Source organism: Pseudomonas sp. RIT357 (assembly GCF_000632245.1).
Lineage (GTDB): Bacteria > Pseudomonadota > Gammaproteobacteria > Pseudomonadales > Pseudomonadaceae > Aquipseudomonas > Aquipseudomonas sivasensis.
Window position 1 is genome coordinate 16,446 of the sequence record NZ_JFYX01000016.1, and the last position, 16,044, is coordinate 32,489.

11 protein-coding genes are annotated in these 16,044 nt (G+C 59.2%); 5 read left to right on the top strand and 6 right to left on the bottom strand.

Annotation, left to right across the window (positions count from 1 at the left end; all coding sequences use genetic code 11):
• Positions 1-34: 34 nt before the first annotated feature.
• The 3 genes from glgB to BW43_RS14525 form a co-directional block, all read right to left on the bottom strand.
• Positions 35-2,272, bottom strand: coding sequence for a 1,4-alpha-glucan branching protein GlgB (glgB, locus tag BW43_RS14535; protein ID WP_032886849.1), 2,238 nt, complete (start codon positions 2,270-2,272; stop codon positions 35-37).
• The gene (treS, locus tag BW43_RS14530; RefSeq protein ID WP_032886850.1) at positions 2,269-5,616 is read right to left on the bottom strand and encodes a maltose alpha-D-glucosyltransferase; all 3,348 of its coding nucleotides are present in this window, start codon (positions 5,614-5,616) and stop codon (positions 2,269-2,271) included. The genes glgB and treS overlap by 4 nt, the downstream gene beginning before the upstream one ends.
• Positions 5,617-5,707: 91 nt before the next feature.
• On the bottom strand, positions 5,708-7,696 hold the full coding sequence (locus BW43_RS14525; RefSeq protein WP_032886851.1) for an alpha-1,4-glucan--maltose-1-phosphate maltosyltransferase: 1,989 nt from the start codon (positions 7,694-7,696) through the stop codon (positions 5,708-5,710).
• A gap of 204 nt (positions 7,697-7,900) precedes the next feature.
• Here BW43_RS14525 and BW43_RS28945 point away from each other — a divergent pair, with 204 nt between their 5' ends.
• Entirely contained in the window at positions 7,901-8,077 is a 177-nt protein-coding gene (locus tag BW43_RS28945; protein ID WP_163033259.1) for a hypothetical protein, read from the top strand.
• Here the strand turns inward: BW43_RS28945 and BW43_RS14520 are convergent.
• Complete coding sequence (locus BW43_RS14520) at positions 8,055-8,546, bottom strand: MgtC/SapB family protein (RefSeq protein ID WP_032886852.1); 492 nt, start codon at positions 8,544-8,546, stop codon at positions 8,055-8,057. The two genes, BW43_RS28945 and BW43_RS14520, sit on opposite strands and share 23 nt — an antisense overlap.
• 120 nt (positions 8,547-8,666) lie before the next feature.
• Between BW43_RS14520 and BW43_RS14515 the strand changes: the two genes are divergently transcribed.
• The 3 genes from BW43_RS14515 (at position 8,667) to mapR (ending at position 12,001) form a co-directional block, all read left to right on the top strand.
• On the top strand, positions 8,667-8,906 hold the full coding sequence (locus tag BW43_RS14515) for a DUF3203 family protein (RefSeq protein WP_032886853.1): 240 nt from the start codon (positions 8,667-8,669) through the stop codon (positions 8,904-8,906).
• Between the two features lie 184 nt (positions 8,907-9,090).
• On the top strand, positions 9,091-10,500 hold the full coding sequence (ccoG, locus tag BW43_RS14510; RefSeq protein ID WP_032886854.1) for a cytochrome c oxidase accessory protein CcoG: 1,410 nt from the start codon (positions 9,091-9,093) through the stop codon (positions 10,498-10,500).
• 91 nt (positions 10,501-10,591) lie between these two features.
• A complete protein-coding gene (gene mapR / locus BW43_RS14505; protein WP_032886855.1) occupies positions 10,592-12,001 on the top strand; it encodes a GntR family transcriptional regulator MpaR in 1,410 nt (469 codons plus the stop codon).
• Positions 12,002-12,126: 125 nt separating this feature from the next.
• On the opposite strand, the gene BW43_RS14500 is transcribed toward mapR, so the two are convergent.
• The gene (locus BW43_RS14500; RefSeq protein WP_032886857.1) at positions 12,127-12,873 is read right to left on the bottom strand and encodes an SDR family oxidoreductase; all 747 of its coding nucleotides are present in this window, start codon (positions 12,871-12,873) and stop codon (positions 12,127-12,129) included.
• A 53-nt stretch (positions 12,874-12,926) separates the two neighbouring features.
• Entirely contained in the window at positions 12,927-15,023 is a 2,097-nt protein-coding gene (locus BW43_RS14495) for a bifunctional diguanylate cyclase/phosphodiesterase (protein ID WP_032886858.1), read from the bottom strand.
• 436 nt (positions 15,024-15,459) lie between these two features.
• Here BW43_RS14495 and BW43_RS14490 point away from each other — a divergent pair, with 436 nt between their 5' ends.
• Complete coding sequence (locus BW43_RS14490; RefSeq protein ID WP_032886860.1) at positions 15,460-16,029, top strand: hypothetical protein; 570 nt, start codon at positions 15,460-15,462, stop codon at positions 16,027-16,029.
• Positions 16,030-16,044: the final 15 nt, after the last annotated feature.

Below are 16,044 nucleotides of genomic sequence, written 5' to 3' on the forward strand. Positions count from 1 at the left end.
ACCGCGGACAACTGAATCCCGCGCGGCAGAGCGGTTAACCCCCTTCAGGTCGCAGAATCAACACCCCCAGCGGCGGCAAATTCAGCGACAGCGACACCGGTTGCCCATGGCGCGGTTCATCCTGGGTAAAGACTTCGCCGCCATTACCGAAGTTGGAACCGGCATACATGTCCGCATCACTGTTGATCACCTCACTCCAGCGCCCGGCAAACGGCACACCAACGGAATAGGACTCGCGCGGCACCGGTGTGAAGTTAGCCACCACCAGCACGGGCTTGCCGTCTTTGCTCCAGCGCAGCCACGCGTAGACACTGTTGATCGCGTCATCGCCGATCAGCCATTGGAAACCTTGCGGCGCATCGTCCTGCTCGTGCAGGGCCGGCTCTTCGCGGTACAGACGGTTCAAGTCGCCGACCAGCTTCTGCACGCCTTTGTGCTCGGCGTACTGCAACAAGTACCAGTCCAGTTGCTGGTCGTGGTTCCACTCGCGCCACTGGCCGAATTCGCAGCCCATGAACAACAGCTTCTTGCCGGGATGCATCCACATGAACGCCAGATAGGCACGCAGGTTGGCAAATTTCTGCCAGCGGTCGCCGGGCATCTTGTCGATCAACGAGTGCTTGCCGTGCACCACCTCATCGTGGGAAATCGGCAGGATAAAACGCTCGGACCAGGCATACACCAGGCCAAAGCTCAGCTCGTTGTGGTGATGGGCGCGATACACCGGGTCTTGCTGGATGTAATGCAGGGAATCGTGCATCCAGCCCATGTTCCACTTGTAGTTGAAGCCCAGGCCGCCCTGTTGGGTCGGCTGGCTCACACCGGGCCAGGCGGTGGATTCCTCGGCGATCACCAACGCGCCGGGAGCTTCCAAGGCCACTACGTCGTTCAGGTGACGCAGGAAGTCGATGGCTTCCAGGTTCTCACGACCGCCGTGGCGGTTGGGCACCCATTCACCAGCCTTGCGCGAGTAATCGCGGTACAGCATCGACGCCACCGCATCCACACGCAGCCCGTCGATATGGAAGTGTTTAAGCCAATGCAGGGCCGACGCCAGCATAAAGCCGTGAACTTCGGTGCGGCCCAAGTTGTAGATCAGCGTGTCCCAATCCTGGTGGAAACCTTCCAGCGGGTTGGCGTATTCGTACAGCGCCGTGCCGTCAAACTGTGCCAGTCCGTGGGTATCGGTGGGGAAATGCGCCGGTACCCAGTCAAGGATCACGCCGATATCGGCCTGGTGCAGCGCATTGACGAAATAGGCGAAATCTTCCGGCGAGCCAAAGCGCGCACTCGTGGCGAACTGCGACAACGCTTGATAGCCCCAGGAGCCACCAAACGGGTGCTCCATGATCGGCATCAGTTCGATATGGGTGAAACCCAGTTGCTGCACGTACGGGATCAGCCGTTCCGTCAGTTCACGCCAGCCGTATTGGCGGGCGACTTCGCCGGCCTCGTCCAGCTCGCATTGCCAGGAGCCCACGTGCAACTCATAGATCGACAGCGGTGCGGAGGATTTCTGCTTTTCGCTGCGCGACTGCATCCACTCATGGTCCTGCCAATCCACCTGCAACGGCGGAGCGACTTTCGACGCAGTGTCCGGCGGCAGTTGAGTGGCTAATGCCATGGGGTCAGCCTTGAGCGGCAAAATCCCATTGGCACCCAGGATCTCGTACTTGTAGGCCGCACCCGGTTGCAGACGCGGGATAAACAACTCCCATACGCCCGAAGGATGGCGCAGGCGCATCGGATGGCGGCGACCGTCCCAGATATTGAAATCGCCCACCACCGACACCCGCCGCGCATTCGGCGCCCACACGGCAAAGCGCACGCCCTGCACGCCATCGACGCTGGTCACCTGTGCACCCAGGCAGCTGCTGAGATCGCGATGGTTGCCTTCGGCAAACAGGTACAGGTCCATTTCGCCCAGCAACAACTGGCTGAAACTGTAGGGGTCTTCGGTAATTTGCTCACCGCCGGCCCACTGGATCTTCAGCAGGTAGGCCTGGCGCGTGGTGAAGTGCCCGACAAACAAGCCCGGCACCTGGGTCGCGTCCAGGCTGCCGATCGGCTCGCCACTGTCCTGCGCCAACACCTGGACGCTCAGAGCTTCCGGCAGGAATGCGCGGATAAATTGCCCACCCTGCTCGTCATCATGTGGCCCGAGGATCGAGAACGGGTCATGGTGCTCGGCGCGCACCAGCGCTTCGACGTCCTTGGACGCCGGCATGGCAGTCAACTTGGGCTGCAGCGGTTCTTTATGCGTGTAATTCATGACGTCTCCCCACCGCGTGCAGTTTTAGATAGAGGTGCTAGCCCGCTGAGCAACCCGTGCAGCCCTTGCAGGGGCACCGGTAGCCAGGTCGGGCGATTCTCCGCTTCGTAAGCCACTTCGTACGCGGCCTTCTCCAGGCTGAACAAGGTCAGCGCGGCGTCCTGGCCTTTGGCATCCTGCCAGTCATGCGCCAGTGTAGACGTAGCTGTCTGATAAGCCTGGATAAATGCCTCGCGTGCTTCATTCAGATAGCGATCGGTCACGCGCCTGCGGGCCAGATCGGCTTGCGGCGAATGATCCACACCTTGCACATTCAAGGCCATGGCCGCCGCGTAATCAAACGAGCGCAGTACGCCGCTCACATCTTTATACGGGCTGTGCTTGCCACGCCGCTCATGCAATGGCCTGGCTGGCTCGCCTTCAAAGTCGATCAGGTAAGCATCGCCCTTCACCACCAGTACCTGGCCCAGGTGTAAATCACCGTGAACCCGAATACGCAGCCCGCCCAACGTGGCTTTCGCCAACGCCTGGACATGGGCGCCGATGGCTTTTTTCTGCGCCAGCAAGTCACTGACCAGTGCCTGATCCGCCGGGTTCAATGTGTGTTGATGCAACTTGAGCAATTGCAGCGCGCGGTCAAGCTGTGCGCCCACGTCCTTGGCCCAGGCCTGAGTGTCCTTGGCCGTAGTGACTTCGGGTTTGAAGTCCTTGTTGTCAGTCTTCGCGCCTAGCACCAGGTGCATTTCCCCCAAGCGCTGGCCGAGCAACCCGGCAAAGTCCGCCAGTTCACCCAAGGCGTTGTAGTGCTGTTCCTGCTCGGAAATGGCCTGCGCCAGTTCATCGCGAATCGCGCGTTCCAGATTGTTCTGGGTCCAGCTCCAGGCGTCGCCCTGATTGCTCAAGTAACCCTGGGCAATCATCAGCAGGTTGTCCTGGCCATCGGCGTCGCGACGAATCATCGAGCCCAGCAGCGGCGAGATATTCGGGTAATCGGCAGCGGTGAGGTAGGCGCTCATTTCCAGCTCCGGGTGTACGCCGGCGCTGACTTTGCGGATCAACTTGAGCACCAGGCTCTCGCCCACTACCACCGAACTGTTGGACTGCTCGGCGGACAAGTAGCGTACTTGGGCGTCGTCCGTCAGTTGCAGCGGGGCCAGGTGCGGCGTAGCTTCAAAACGTAAATCGCCTTCGCTGGAAGTGAGCACCGTACCCGCCTGCAGACCCTGGATCACCGCGCGGATGAAGTGCTCCAGGCTGAAGGCATCGGTGACCAGCCCCACCTGCCGCGTACGCCGCACACGAGCCAGGGCCAATTGTTGCGGCAAGGCACTGGTGAACTGGTCTTCACCCAGGAAGCCAAAGGGCAGTTGATAGCGACTGACTTGGCCGCCGCTGGTGACGTCAATTTCACTGAGCAACACCGGATGCTCCGGGTCGCCAAACCGCACGCCGTAAGCGATGTTCACGCTGTCGATGGCGGTGTCCTTACCGGCGAACCAGCGCCGCTTGGGCAGCCAGGCCGGCAACGAGGTCTGCTCCAGGGTGGTGCGACAAGGTTCTTCGAGCAATTCTTCCATGCGTTTTTTCAGTACCAGAGTGGTGAAGTCAGGGATGCTCTGCGCCGGTTCCACATGCCAACTGGGCATCTGGTTTTCCGCCGCCAGTACAAACCAATAGAAGCCGTAGGGCGCCAGCGTCAGCAGGAAATTCAACTGGCCAATGGGCGGGAAAGCGTTTCCGCCAAGCATCTCCACCGGCACCATTCCCGCGAAGGCAGAGAGGTCCAATTCCGCCGCCTGGGCGCTGCGGGACACGTTGGCCACACACAGGATAATTTCCGTACGGCCGTCTTCCCCGGTGTATTCACGGGTATAGGCCAGGATGCGGCGATTGCTCGGCGAGAGCATTTTCAAACTGCCCCGACCAAATGCCTTGGATTGCTTGCGCACCGCCAACATGCGCCGATTCCAGTTGAGCAGTGAGTGCGGGTCTTGAGTCTGGGTTTCGACATTGACCGACTGGTAGCCGTACAGCGGATCCATGATCGGCGGCAGCACCAGGCTGGCCGGATCGGCGCGGGAGAAGCCGCCGTTACGGTCGATGGACCACTGCATCGGCGTGCGCACACCGTCGCGGTCGCCGAGGTAGATGTTATCGCCCATGCCGATTTCATCGCCGTAATACAACGTCGGCGTACCGGGCATCGACAGCAGCAGGCTGTTAAGCAATTCCACGCGACGGCGATCCCGCTCCAGCAACGGTGCCAGACGGCGACGAATCCCCAGGTTGATGCGCGCGCGCCGATCTGCGGCGTAGTAATTCCACAGGTAATCGCGCTCTTTATCGGTGACCATTTCAAGGGTCAACTCATCGTGGTTGCGCAGGAAGATCGCCCATTGGCAGTTGGCGGGAATCTCCGGGGTCTGGCGCAGAATATCGGTGATGGGGAAGCGATCTTCCTGGGCCAGGGCCATGTACATGCGCGGCATCAGCGGGAAGTGGAACGCCATGTGGCATTCATCGCCGTCGTCGCCCTTTTTGTCACCGAAATACAGCTGAGTGTCTTCCGGCCATTGGTTGGCTTCGGCGAGCAACATGCGGTCCGGGTAGTTGGCGTCGATTTCGGCGCGGATCTGCTTGAGCACATCGTGGGTTTCGGGAAGGTTCTCGTTGTTGGTGCCGTCGCGCTCGATCAAGTACGGGATGGCGTCCAGGCGCAGGCCGTCAATGCCCATGTCCAGCCAGTAACGCATCACCGACAGCACGGCCTTCATCACCTGCGGGTTGTCGAAGTTGAGGTCGGGCTGGTGAGAATAGAAACGGTGCCAGAAGTACTGGCCGGCGACCGGGTCCCAAGTCCAGTTGGACTTCTCGGTGTCGAGGAAAATGATGCGCGTGCCATCGTACTTCTGGTCGTCATCGGACCACACATAGAAGTCCCGCGCCGCCGAACCAGGCTTGGCCTTGCGGGCACGCTGGAACCACGGGTGCTGGTCGGAGGTGTGGTTGATCACCAGCTCAGTAATCACCCGCAATCCACGCTTATGGGCCTCGGCGATAAAGCGCTTGGCGTCGGCCAGGGTGCCGTAGTCGCTGTGTACGCCACGGTATTCGGCGATGTCATAGCCGTCATCGCGGCGAGGCGAGGGATAAAACGGCAATAACCAAATGGTATTCACGCCGAGGTCGGCGATGTAATCGAGCTTGGCGATCAGCCCGGGGAAGTCACCGATGCCGTCGTTGTTGGAGTCAAAAAAGGATTTGACGTGAACCTGGTAGATCACCGCGTCCTTGTACCAGAGCGGGTCTTTGATAAAGGTGGCAGGGTTAGGTTTCTTCGCCATTGGAAACTCCTGAATGACTTAAATTCTGCGGACGCGATGCGATCGTTGTGGGAGTGGGCAAGCCCCCTCCCACAATGGATCTGCGCAAGACTTAGGCAACCGTGATGCGCCAGATTCCAAACGGCATCTGCGGATCAAGGCGTGTCCATTGGGTCTTGCCATACCAGGTCCAGCGATGGCCGTTCATCAGGTCTTCGCCTTGGGTCTGCGCATCATCCGGCAGCCCCAGTTCCCACAGCGGCAACTCAAAATGCGCTTCCTGGGCGTTGAATGGATCGAGGTTGATCGCCACCAGAATGAAGTTACTGCCATCCTCACTGCGCTTGCCGAAGTACAGGATGTTGTCGTTCCAGGCGGTGTAGAGCTTCAACCCCAGATGCGTCTGCAACGCCGGATTTTGCCGGCGGATACGGTTGAGCTGGGCAATCTCGGCAATGATGTTGCCGGGCGCGGTGAAGTCCCGTGGGCGGATTTCATATTTCTCCGAGTCCAGGTATTCCTCTTTGCCCGGCACCGGCGCTGATTCACACAATTCAAAACCGGAATACATGCCCCACAGGCCCGAGCCCATGGTCGCCAGCGCGGCCCGGATCAAAAAGCCTGGGCGGCCGGACTCGTGCAGGAAGGCTGGGTTAATGTCCGGCGTATTGACGAAGAAGTTCGGCCGGTAGCACTCGCGCCACGGCGACTGGTTCAACTGAGTGAAGTACTCGCTCAGTTCAGCCTTGGTATTGCGCCAGGTGAAGTAGGTGTAGCTCTGGGAATAACCGACCTTGCCCAGCCGCGCCATCATCGCAGGCGTGGTGAAGGCTTCAGCCAGGAAGATCACCTCGGGGTACTTTGAACGCACATCGCTGATCAGCCATTGCCAGAACGGCAGCGGTTTGGTGTGGGGGTTGTCGACGCGAAAGGTCTTAACGCCCTCTTCCACCCAGCCCACTACGATGTCGCGCAACTCCGTCCAGAGACTGGGAATCGCGTCCGCCGCATAGAAGTCGACGTTAACGATGTCCTGGTACTTTTTCGGCGGGTTTTCCGCGTATTTGATCGTCCCGTCCGGACGCCAGTTGAACCAACCCGGATGCTGCTTGAGCCACGGGTGATCCTGGGAGCACTGGATGGCAAAGTCCAAGGCGATTTCCAGGCCATGATCGGCGGCAGCCTGGACCAGGCGGCGGAAATCATCGCGACTGCCCAGTTGCGGGTGGATGGCTTCGTGGCCGCCCTCCTCACTGCCAATGGCGTACGGGCTGCCCGGATCGTCAGGGCCGGCGGTGAGGGAATTGTTCTTGCCCTTGCGGTGGCTGCGGCCGATGGGGTGGATCGGCGGGAAGTACAGCACGTCGAAGCCCATGTCATGGATCATCGGCAGGCGTGCGTGCACATCGTTGAAGGTGCCGTGACGGGCCGGATCATCAGTGATCGAGCGCGGAAACAGCTCGTACCAACTGGCGAATTGCGCCGCTTCACGCTCCACATCGATCGGGTATACGGCACTGATGCTCAAATAGGCGCGGTGATCGGCCTGAGTCATCAAATGTGCACTGTCTTCGTGCAGAAACAGTGCGACCTGCTCGGTTTCCAGCAGGCCGGACAGTTCGTGGTGCAGCAGCATCAAGCGATCGCGCAGTTCGTTGTCACTGCGTTCCGCGGCCTGCAACACCAGGCTGCGGCCTTCCTGCAACTCCAGGCTGACCGGCACACCGGCCTCTTGCTTTTTGCGCAGCTCGTAGCAAAAGCTGGCGAAGGTATCGATCCAGGCTTCGATGCAGTATTCGTGAGGGCCCTGATCGGTGACGGTAAACGCGCCCTCCCAACCGTTGTTGCCCACATCCGCCATCACCACGCTGTGCCAGCTTTCGTCCTGCAGCGGGCGCCAGCGGATCAATACGGCGAGTTTGTCGTGGCCATCGGCGAACACCTTGCTGGTCACGGTGACCCGCTGGCCCACTGCGGCCTTAACGGCGAATTCACCGCCATCAATCACAGGCATGGTGCTTTCGATTGCAATCCTGGGCAGCAACAGCGCCTGGGACAGCGGCAATAAGGAAACATCTGGAACCTGAGTTTCAGCAGTCATCGAGCATCTTCCCCTTACGCCCTGTGGACGCTCTTTGCTTGATCCGAATTCTGAGACGGCGACGCTCTCCCTGAGCAAGGCCGTAATAGGTCCGAGCCTGAGGCTTGGTCAAAAGTTCAGGTGGATGTTCCGCCATTGAGCGGGGAATCAAATCGCCCGGGCGGTTGTCCACCGGTAGAGCAAAGCACAAAGGAGGCCACACCGATGAATATCCCGATCCCGGCTGAAACCCCTGATCCTAATATCGACAATCCGACCCTGCCGCCCACCGAACCGGAGCCGATTCCAGAAAAAGAGCCGCCCGAAAATGAGCCACCACCGGTGGAAGAGCCGCCGACAACCATGCCCCCTGTGATCGTCAGTCCTTCTCGAAACGCTTGACGATTTTCGGCATCACACTGAACACCGCCAACGCCAGCAACGTACTCAGGACCGCTGTCGATTCCCGGCCCAACCCGGCCGAGACCCCAATCGCAGCGGTCATCCACAGGCCGGCGGCGGTGGTCAGGCCTTTGACATGCCCCTCTTCATCATCCTTGCCTTTGATGATCGTGCCTGCGCCGAGAAAGCCGATCCCCGCGATAACGCCCTGCACGACGCGACTCATAGCATCCGCCTGATTACCTGACATCTGCGGCACCATCACAAACAGCGCGGCGCCCAACGCCACCAGCATGTGGGTCCGTACCCCGGCGGCCTTGCCCTTGCTCTCGCGCTCAAAACCCAGGATGCCGCCGAGTACGGCGGCGATCAGCAGGCGCACGGTGATCTGGGTCAGTTGTTTGGCATCGCCGATATCGGCGAACTCGGCCTGCAGGGTTTGCCACACTTCATGCCACCAAGCGTCCATGGATCCTGTCCTTTAAAGAAGCGGTTAAGTCATGGACAGCGCCTACCGCCAGTCAGTTGCCTTGAACCACGCCACGGCACCATGCCCTAAGGTTCATAGCCGATGAGAAAGGAGTTCGACATGACCCTGCGTATTGAAAACCACCTGTGCTATTTCACGCTCGACGACAATGGCCAGGAACAGAGCGTCCCCGCCACCCGAGTGAAGATATTGACGGACGATGACAAGTCCATGTCCTACGTAGAACTTGCGGGCGAGCGCACCTACATCACCGAAGCTGAAGCAGACGCCTTGACCGTCGAAGGCGCGACAGACGGACGCAACCATGTGAAGGCCACGGAGCCTGGTTCGCTGATTTGATTGATCTGTATCATTACCGCTGAAATGCCCCTGCACCCCAGGCGCGCCGGGGTGCAGCAGATTGTCGCAGAGCTCACCACACCGACCATCTGATCCGCTTTTTATCGCGCTAGCTGAGTCTGTTATGCAAACAGTCCCCGGCCCATAGTTCATCCGCCTGATGGAGGCTGATGAGCGAACGACCATGAGCGAACGAATCCCAACCGTGGAAGCCTTTGAGCCCATACACCCAAAGAAGGTGAAGGCCAAATCCAGCGACACCCTGATCCATACCCGCAGCTTCACCGGACTGTTCCGCACCTTGCGCGTAGCCGGTGCCGGCTTTCTGTTCCTGGCGTTTTTCGGCACCGTGTGGCTGAACTGGGGCGGGCGCCAAGCCGTGCTGTGGGATCTGGCGGAAAGCAAATTCCATATTTTTGGCGCGACGTTCTGGCCCCAGGATTTCATCCTGCTGTCGGCGCTGCTGATTATCTGCGCCTTCGGCCTGTTCGCGATCACCGTGTTCGCCGGCCGCGTGTGGTGCGGCTATACCTGCCCGCAAAGCTCGTTCACGTGGTTGTTTATGTGGTGCGAAAAGGTCACTGAGGGCGAGCGTAACCAACGCATCAAGCTGCAAGCCGCGCCCTGGAGCCTCAACAAACTGGCAAGGCGCTCGGCCAAGCACACGCTGTGGCTGGGCATCAGCGTGCTGACTGGGCTGACCTTTGTCGGCTACTTCACGCCTATCCGCCCGTTGGCCGAGGAACTGCTGACTTGGCAAATGGGGGGCGTGAGCCTTTTCTGGGTGCTGTTTTTCACCGCCGCGACCTACATCAATGCCGGTTGGCTGCGTGAGGCGGTGTGCATGCACATGTGTCCGTATGCGCGGTTCCAGAGCGTGATGTTCGATAAAGACACCCTGACCATTTCCTACGACAGCGCCCGTGGCGAGAACCGTGGCCCGCGCAAACGCGAGGTCAAGCCGGCCGATGTCGGCCTGGGTGACTGCATTGACTGCCACCTGTGCGTGCAGGTCTGCCCCACCGGCATTGATATCCGCGATGGCCTGCAAATGGAATGCATCGGCTGCGCGGCCTGCATCGACGCCTGTGATTCGATCATGGACAAAATGGGTTATGCCCGTGGTCTGGTGAGCTATACCAGCGAGCATCAACTGCAAGGCGGCAAAACCCGTCTGCTACGGCCCCGTCTGATCGGCTACAGTGCGGTGCTGCTGGTGATGATTGCCGCGCTGGTAGTAGCACTGGTGGAGCGGCCGATGGTGTCGCTGGACGTGACCAAAGACCGTGGCATGTTCCGCGAGAACGCCCAGGGCCAGATCGAAAATATCTACAGCCTCAAGGTCATCAACAAGACCCAGCAACGCCAGGATTATCGGGTGGAGCTCGTGGAGGCCGACGGTTTCCAACTGCAAGGCAAGACCGAGATCAGCCTGGCGCCGGGGGAAATCATAGATGTGCCGGTGTCGGTGGCATTGCTCGCGGAGAAACCCGCGAGCAGTTCCCAGACGTTGCGCTTCAAAGTGATGGATGTAGATGAGCCAGGGATCCATAGCGTTGCCGACAGCCGCTTTGTGGCGCCGTTGAACCGCTGAGATCTATCTAAATCAGTGAGAATCCAATGTGGGAGCGGCTTACCCCCTCCCGGATTGGATCTGCGCTCGTATAAACATTGTTAAGGCCCCTATGAAACGCTACGAAAAATTCGCCGAAGACATTGCCGAACTGATCCGCTCTGGCGTCCTGGGGCCTGGCCAACGTGTGCCGTCGGTGCGCTACGCCAGCCAAACCTACGGCGTCAGCCCGTCCACGGTGTTCCAGGCCTATTACCTGCTGGAACGCCGTGGCCTGATCCGTGCGCGGCCGCGTTCCGGCTACTTCGTCAACACCCATGCACCGAGCCCGTTCTCTGAGCCGGCGGTGAGCGAGCAGGTGCACGAGTCCACCGAGGTGGATGTCAGCGAGTTGGTGTTTTCCGTGCTCGACTCGATCAAAGACCCCAATACAGTGCCCTTCGGCTCGGCGTTCCCCAGCCCGATGCTGTTCCCGTTGCAGCGCCTGGCCCGATCCCTGGCCAGCGCCAGCCGTGAAATGGACCCGCGCCTGGTGGTCACCGACATGTCGCCGGGCAATCCGCAGTTGCGTCGACAAATTGCCCTGCGCTACATGGTCGGCGGCCTGATGCTGCCGATGGAAGAACTGCTGATCACCAATGGCGCCCTGGAAGCCCTGAACCTGTGCCTGCAAGCCGTGACGGAACCGGGCGATCTGGTGGCCATCGAGGCCCCGGCGTTCTATGCCTGCCTGCAAGTGCTGGAACGCCTGAAGCTCAAGGCGGTGGAAATTCCGGTGCACCCGCGCGACGGCATCGACCTCGGCGCCCTGGCGCAAGCCCTTGCGCGCTATCCGATCAAGGCCTGCTGGACCATGACCAGTTTCCAGAACCCCATGGGCGCAACGTTGCCGGAAGAAAAGAAGCAGGCACTGGTTGAGCTGTTGCGCAGTCACCAGGTGCCGCTGATTGAGGACGATGTTTACGCCGAGCTGTATTACGGGCAACAGGCGCCCAAGCCGGCCAAAGCCTTCGACACCGAAGGACTGGTGATGCACTGCGGTTCCTTTGCCAAGAGCCTGGCGCCCGGCTACCGCGTCGGCTGGGTCGCCGCCGGGCGCTATGCGCAAAAGGTCGAACGTCTCAAGCTGATGACCTCGCTGTGCCCGTCGATGCCAGCCCAGGCGGCGATTGCCGACTACCTGCAACATGGCGGCTATGACCGCCACCTGCGCAAATTGCGTTATGCCCTGGAAGAACAACAAAGCGCCATGCTCGCCGCCATCGCTCGGTATTTCCCGGCGCAGACCCGCGTCAGCCAGCCGGCCGGAGGGTATTTCCTGTGGCTGGAATTGCCGGAACAAACGGACTCATTGAAGTTGTTCCAGATGGCGCTGGCGCAAGGCATCAGCATTGCACCGGGGCCGATTTTTTCGGCGACCCAGCGCTTCAGAAACTGTATTCGCCTGAACTATGGCAGCCCGTGGACCGAGGCCTCGGAGAAGGCGATGGAGACGTTGGGGCGGATTGTGCGGTCGTTTTGAGGGAGTGGGGTTGCTCTTTCTGACGGCATCGGGAGCAAGCCCCCTCCCACACTTGGACTGTGTGAACCCGATCAAAATGTGGGAGGGGGCTTGCTCCCGATGGCGCCCGCACAGACGCTACCGACTCAACGGCCGCCACCCAAATCTAAAAAAGTCCCGGTGGCATACGACGCCTTATCCGATAACAACCAGATAATCGCTTCCGCCACTTCATCCGGCCGCCCTCCACGGGCCATGGGAATGCCGGACTCCAGCTTGCTGACCCGATCCGGGTCGCCGCTGAGGGCGTGGAAGTCGGTAAAGATATAGCCGGGGCGTACTGCGTTGACGCGAATACCCTCACCTGCCACTTCTTTGGACAGGCCGATGGTGAAAGTGTCGAGGGCGCCCTTGGAGGCTGCATAGTCCACGTATTCACCCGGCGAACCCAGGCGCGCCGCCACCGAGGACACGTTGACGATGCTGCCACCCTGCCCGCCATGTTTGGGCGACATGCGCAACACCGCGTGCTTGGCACACAGGATCGGCCCCAGCACATTGGTCCTCATGATGTTAAGGATGCGGAATTCGGACATCTCATCGACCCGCGACTTGTGCGCCACGGTGCCGGCATTGTTGACCAGGGCGGTCACGCGGCCCAACTCGGCGTCGACGCGATGAAACAACGCAATCACTTCATCTTCGATGCTGACATCAGCCCGCACAGCAATCGCCTGGGCACCCAGGCCACGGACCTGTTCCAGAACGCCCAGGGCCGCTTTTTCATCGGAGCGGTAGTTGATGCAGATGCGATAGCCTTCGCGCGCCGCCAGCAGTGCCGTTTCGGCGCCAATACCGCGACTGCCCCCGGTGATGATGACAACTTTGTCCATGCGTACGGTCTCCTGATCCAACCTGGCGTTAGGGTTGGATCCGATACTAACCGTCAGGCACTGTTTTTGTCAGGCGCCTGTGCGTCCTCGGCCCGCAGAATATCCGCCATGAAACCATCGGCCGGCAGCGGATGCCCCAGCAAGTAACCCTGCAGGGAGTTACAGCCCAGCCGCGTGAGGAAACTCTGCTGCACGTCCGTTTCCACGCCTTCGGCGACAATCCGCAATCCCAAGGCCTGGCCGAGGGCAACGATGGCCGAAACGATGGCGGCGTCATCGCTGTCGTGCTCAAGGTCGCGCACAAAACCGCGGTCGATCTTCAACTCGTTGGCCGGCAGGCGCTTGAGGTACATCAGGCTGGAATAGCCGGTGCCGAAGTCATCGATGGACAGGTCGACGCCCATGTCCGAGAGCTGCTGCAACACCGTCATACTCGCGTCGGCATCGCTCATGGCGGTGGTTTCGGTGATCTCCAGGGTCAGGCTGTTGGCCGGCAACTGATGACGATCAAGGGCGTCGGCCACACTCTTGACCAGCCCCGCATGGCAGAACTGCAACGCCGACAGGTTCACGGCGATGCGCCAATGCTCATAACCCAGCGCGTACCACACGCTCATCTGACGGCAGGCTTCATTAAGCACCCACTCGCCGATGGGAATGATCAAGCCAGTCTTTTCCGCCAGTTCGATAAAGGTGGCCGGCAACAACAGACCCTGCTGCGGATGCTCCCAGCGCACCAGCGCTTCGGCGCCCACCGCAATACCACTGACCGCATCGAACTTGGGTTGGTAGTACAAGCGAAATTGCTCTTGGTCGAGGGCGTTGCGCAGGTCCTGCAACAACTGCAATTGCTTGCGCGCATTGGTGTTCATCGACACGTCGAAAAAGCTGTAGCCGTTCTTGCCCATGCCCTTGGCGTGGTACATCGCGGCGTCGGCGTTCATCAACAATTCCTGGGGGTTGCCACCGTTACCTGGGAACACAGCGATGCCGATACTGGCCGAGATTTTCAGCTCATGCTCGGCCACCTGGAATGAGCGGTTGATCAGCCCGACCTGCCGCTCGGCCAAGCGCAGGGCATCGTCTGGCTGGCTCAGTTGCACCAACAGCACAAATTCATCACCGCCGATGCGCGCCAGGGTGTCGTGGCCGCGCAAGTCTTCGCGCAGGCGCAGGCCGACTTCGCGCAGCAACTGGTCGCCCATGTGATGGCCAAAGGCATCGTTGACTGGCTTGAAGCCATCCAGGTCGATAAACATCAAGGCGAAGCAACCGCCCTGCTCGTTAACGGCCTGTATGGCCTGTTGAATCCGGTCGGCCAGCAACGTGCGGTTAGGCAGACCGGTGAGCATGTCATGCAGGGCCAGGTGGGTCAGTTCCTGATTGGCCAGGCTGAGGGAGTCGGCGAGCACAGCGGTGCGGGCCTCCAGCCGCGCGTCGAGCAACGAGGTCAGCAACGCGATGGCAAGCACCGCCAGGGTGGTGACCAGCACCAGGTTATCCAGGCCCTTACCGGTCAAGCCGTCCAACGCGGCAGCGCAGTAGCTTTCATCGGCAAAGCGTGCTGCGGCCATTCCGGTGTAATGCATACCGACGATAGCAAACCCCATCACCACCGCCGCCCCGCCGCGTGCCAGGCGTACATACGGCGTGTTGCGCCGCAGGTTGAAAGCTATCTGCAAAGCGGCGCCCGAGGCCACCATCGCTATTAACAGAGAAGCTCCAAACAAGGTGGGGTCGTAGTCGATACCGGGGGTCATGCGCATCGCGGCCATGCCGGTGTAATGCATGGTGGCAATGCCGGTGCCCATGACCAGCGCACCAAACACCAATTGCCAGGCGGGCAAGCGCGGTTGGCTGACCAGCCATAAGGCAAAGCCGCTGGACATCACCGCGATCAACAACGACAGCGCGGTAATGCCGATATCGAAGCCCAAGGCAAACGGCAGGCGCAGGGCCAACATGCCGATGAAGTGCATCGACCAGACGCCCACGCCCATGGCCAATGCCCCGCCGGCCATCCACAAATAAACCGCGCGGCCCTTGGCGGTCGCAATGCGGCCGGTCAGGTCCAGCGCGGTATAAGAGGCCAGGATCGCAACGCACAGGGAGATCACGACGAGGGAGGTTGAATAACTACCGATGAGCATGGGATTTCTCGCGGGCAACAGTTTTGAGACGTCCGTGCCAGGGTGGCAAAGCGCGCGATTGTAGCGAGATTAATTCTGGTGCAGGTGATTAATTATCATAGGGCCATCACCTGTAATTTGACGTCAAACTACTGGCCAGGTCCGGAGTGGTCTATAGCTCGTGTGCGACGTCACCTGCGTATCAAAGGCAGTGTGTCGCTTCAGTGTTGGCGGGTCTCGGGATAACAAAAACTAAAAATTTTAGAGGATTGTTACCCCTTTTCCAGTATAGACGCCCGTATTTAGAAATCGGGTTTAACACAAACTCCCAGCATCCTGCACTCCATAAAAATAAAATTTTTATTCCGTAAGGATATATAAAACTGTCATATCTTACAGGTGACTTTCATGCTGAGAGCGATAAACTTTACTCCACATGACATTCGGAGTTTCAGAAATGGCCATCATCGCACTTCTATACCCTAATAACACTGAGAACACTGGCCACCTGAAAGGCACTCAATGTATTCGAGACAAAGGCGGCGAAATCAAGTCTTATAGAATCGAAAACATCGGAGATGCTCAAGCAGTGACCGATATAACACCCTATGTAGAGCGAAAAATTGCTGAACGCGGCACTTTCCCCATTGACGATGGCGAGTACGTAGTAAGCACTCATCTATGTTATGACAAACAAATATGTTATGAAAAACAAAAAATATATGAAGTCTGGGGGAGAATCGACGCTTTCGAGGACACGGTCATTACCTATCATTTTCCCGGTGGAAAAGAATACCAATTAACCGACGGAGATAACCGAGTATTGAAATTTCGAGTCGCTTGTAAAGTTGACCAAATTCTAAAATACCTACAACGGTACACAAAAATAATTCTGGAATACAAAGGTCGCTCTACAACAGAATTTGGGAGTTTGATATCGTATAACCAAGACTCTTTAGAGCTGCATGTTGAGAACAACTCCAAGTCATACAAATTTGCTGATTTAATATCTCTCAGAGCCATTTAACTCAGGTTGGCAAAC

What these genes read in the sequence shown, in the direction of transcription:
- mapR (WP_032886855.1), top strand. Translation starts at nt 10,592, where the DNA reads ATGAAACGCTACGAAAAATTCGCCGAAGACATTGCCGAACTGATCCGC.
- BW43_RS28945 (WP_163033259.1), top strand. Translation starts at nt 7,901, where the DNA reads ATGAATATCCCGATCCCGGCTGAAACCCCTGATCCTAATATCGACAAT.
- BW43_RS14515 (WP_032886853.1), top strand. Translation starts at nt 8,667, where the DNA reads ATGACCCTGCGTATTGAAAACCACCTGTGCTATTTCACGCTCGACGAC.
- treS (WP_032886850.1), bottom strand. Translation starts at nt 5,616, where the DNA reads ATGGCGAAGAAACCTAACCCTGCCACCTTTATCAAAGACCCGCTCTGG.
- BW43_RS14490 (WP_032886860.1), top strand. Translation starts at nt 15,460, where the DNA reads ATGGCCATCATCGCACTTCTATACCCTAATAACACTGAGAACACTGGC.
- glgB (WP_032886849.1), bottom strand. Translation starts at nt 2,272, where the DNA reads ATGAATTACACGCATAAAGAACCGCTGCAGCCCAAGTTGACTGCCATG.
- BW43_RS14525 (WP_032886851.1), bottom strand. Translation starts at nt 7,696, where the DNA reads ATGACTGCTGAAACTCAGGTTCCAGATGTTTCCTTATTGCCGCTGTCC.
- BW43_RS14500 (WP_032886857.1), bottom strand. Translation starts at nt 12,873, where the DNA reads ATGGACAAAGTTGTCATCATCACCGGGGGCAGTCGCGGTATTGGCGCC.
- BW43_RS14520 (WP_032886852.1), bottom strand. Translation starts at nt 8,546, where the DNA reads ATGGACGCTTGGTGGCATGAAGTGTGGCAAACCCTGCAGGCCGAGTTC.
- BW43_RS14495 (WP_032886858.1), bottom strand. Translation starts at nt 15,023, where the DNA reads ATGCTCATCGGTAGTTATTCAACCTCCCTCGTCGTGATCTCCCTGTGC.
- ccoG (WP_032886854.1), top strand. Translation starts at nt 9,091, where the DNA reads ATGAGCGAACGAATCCCAACCGTGGAAGCCTTTGAGCCCATACACCCA.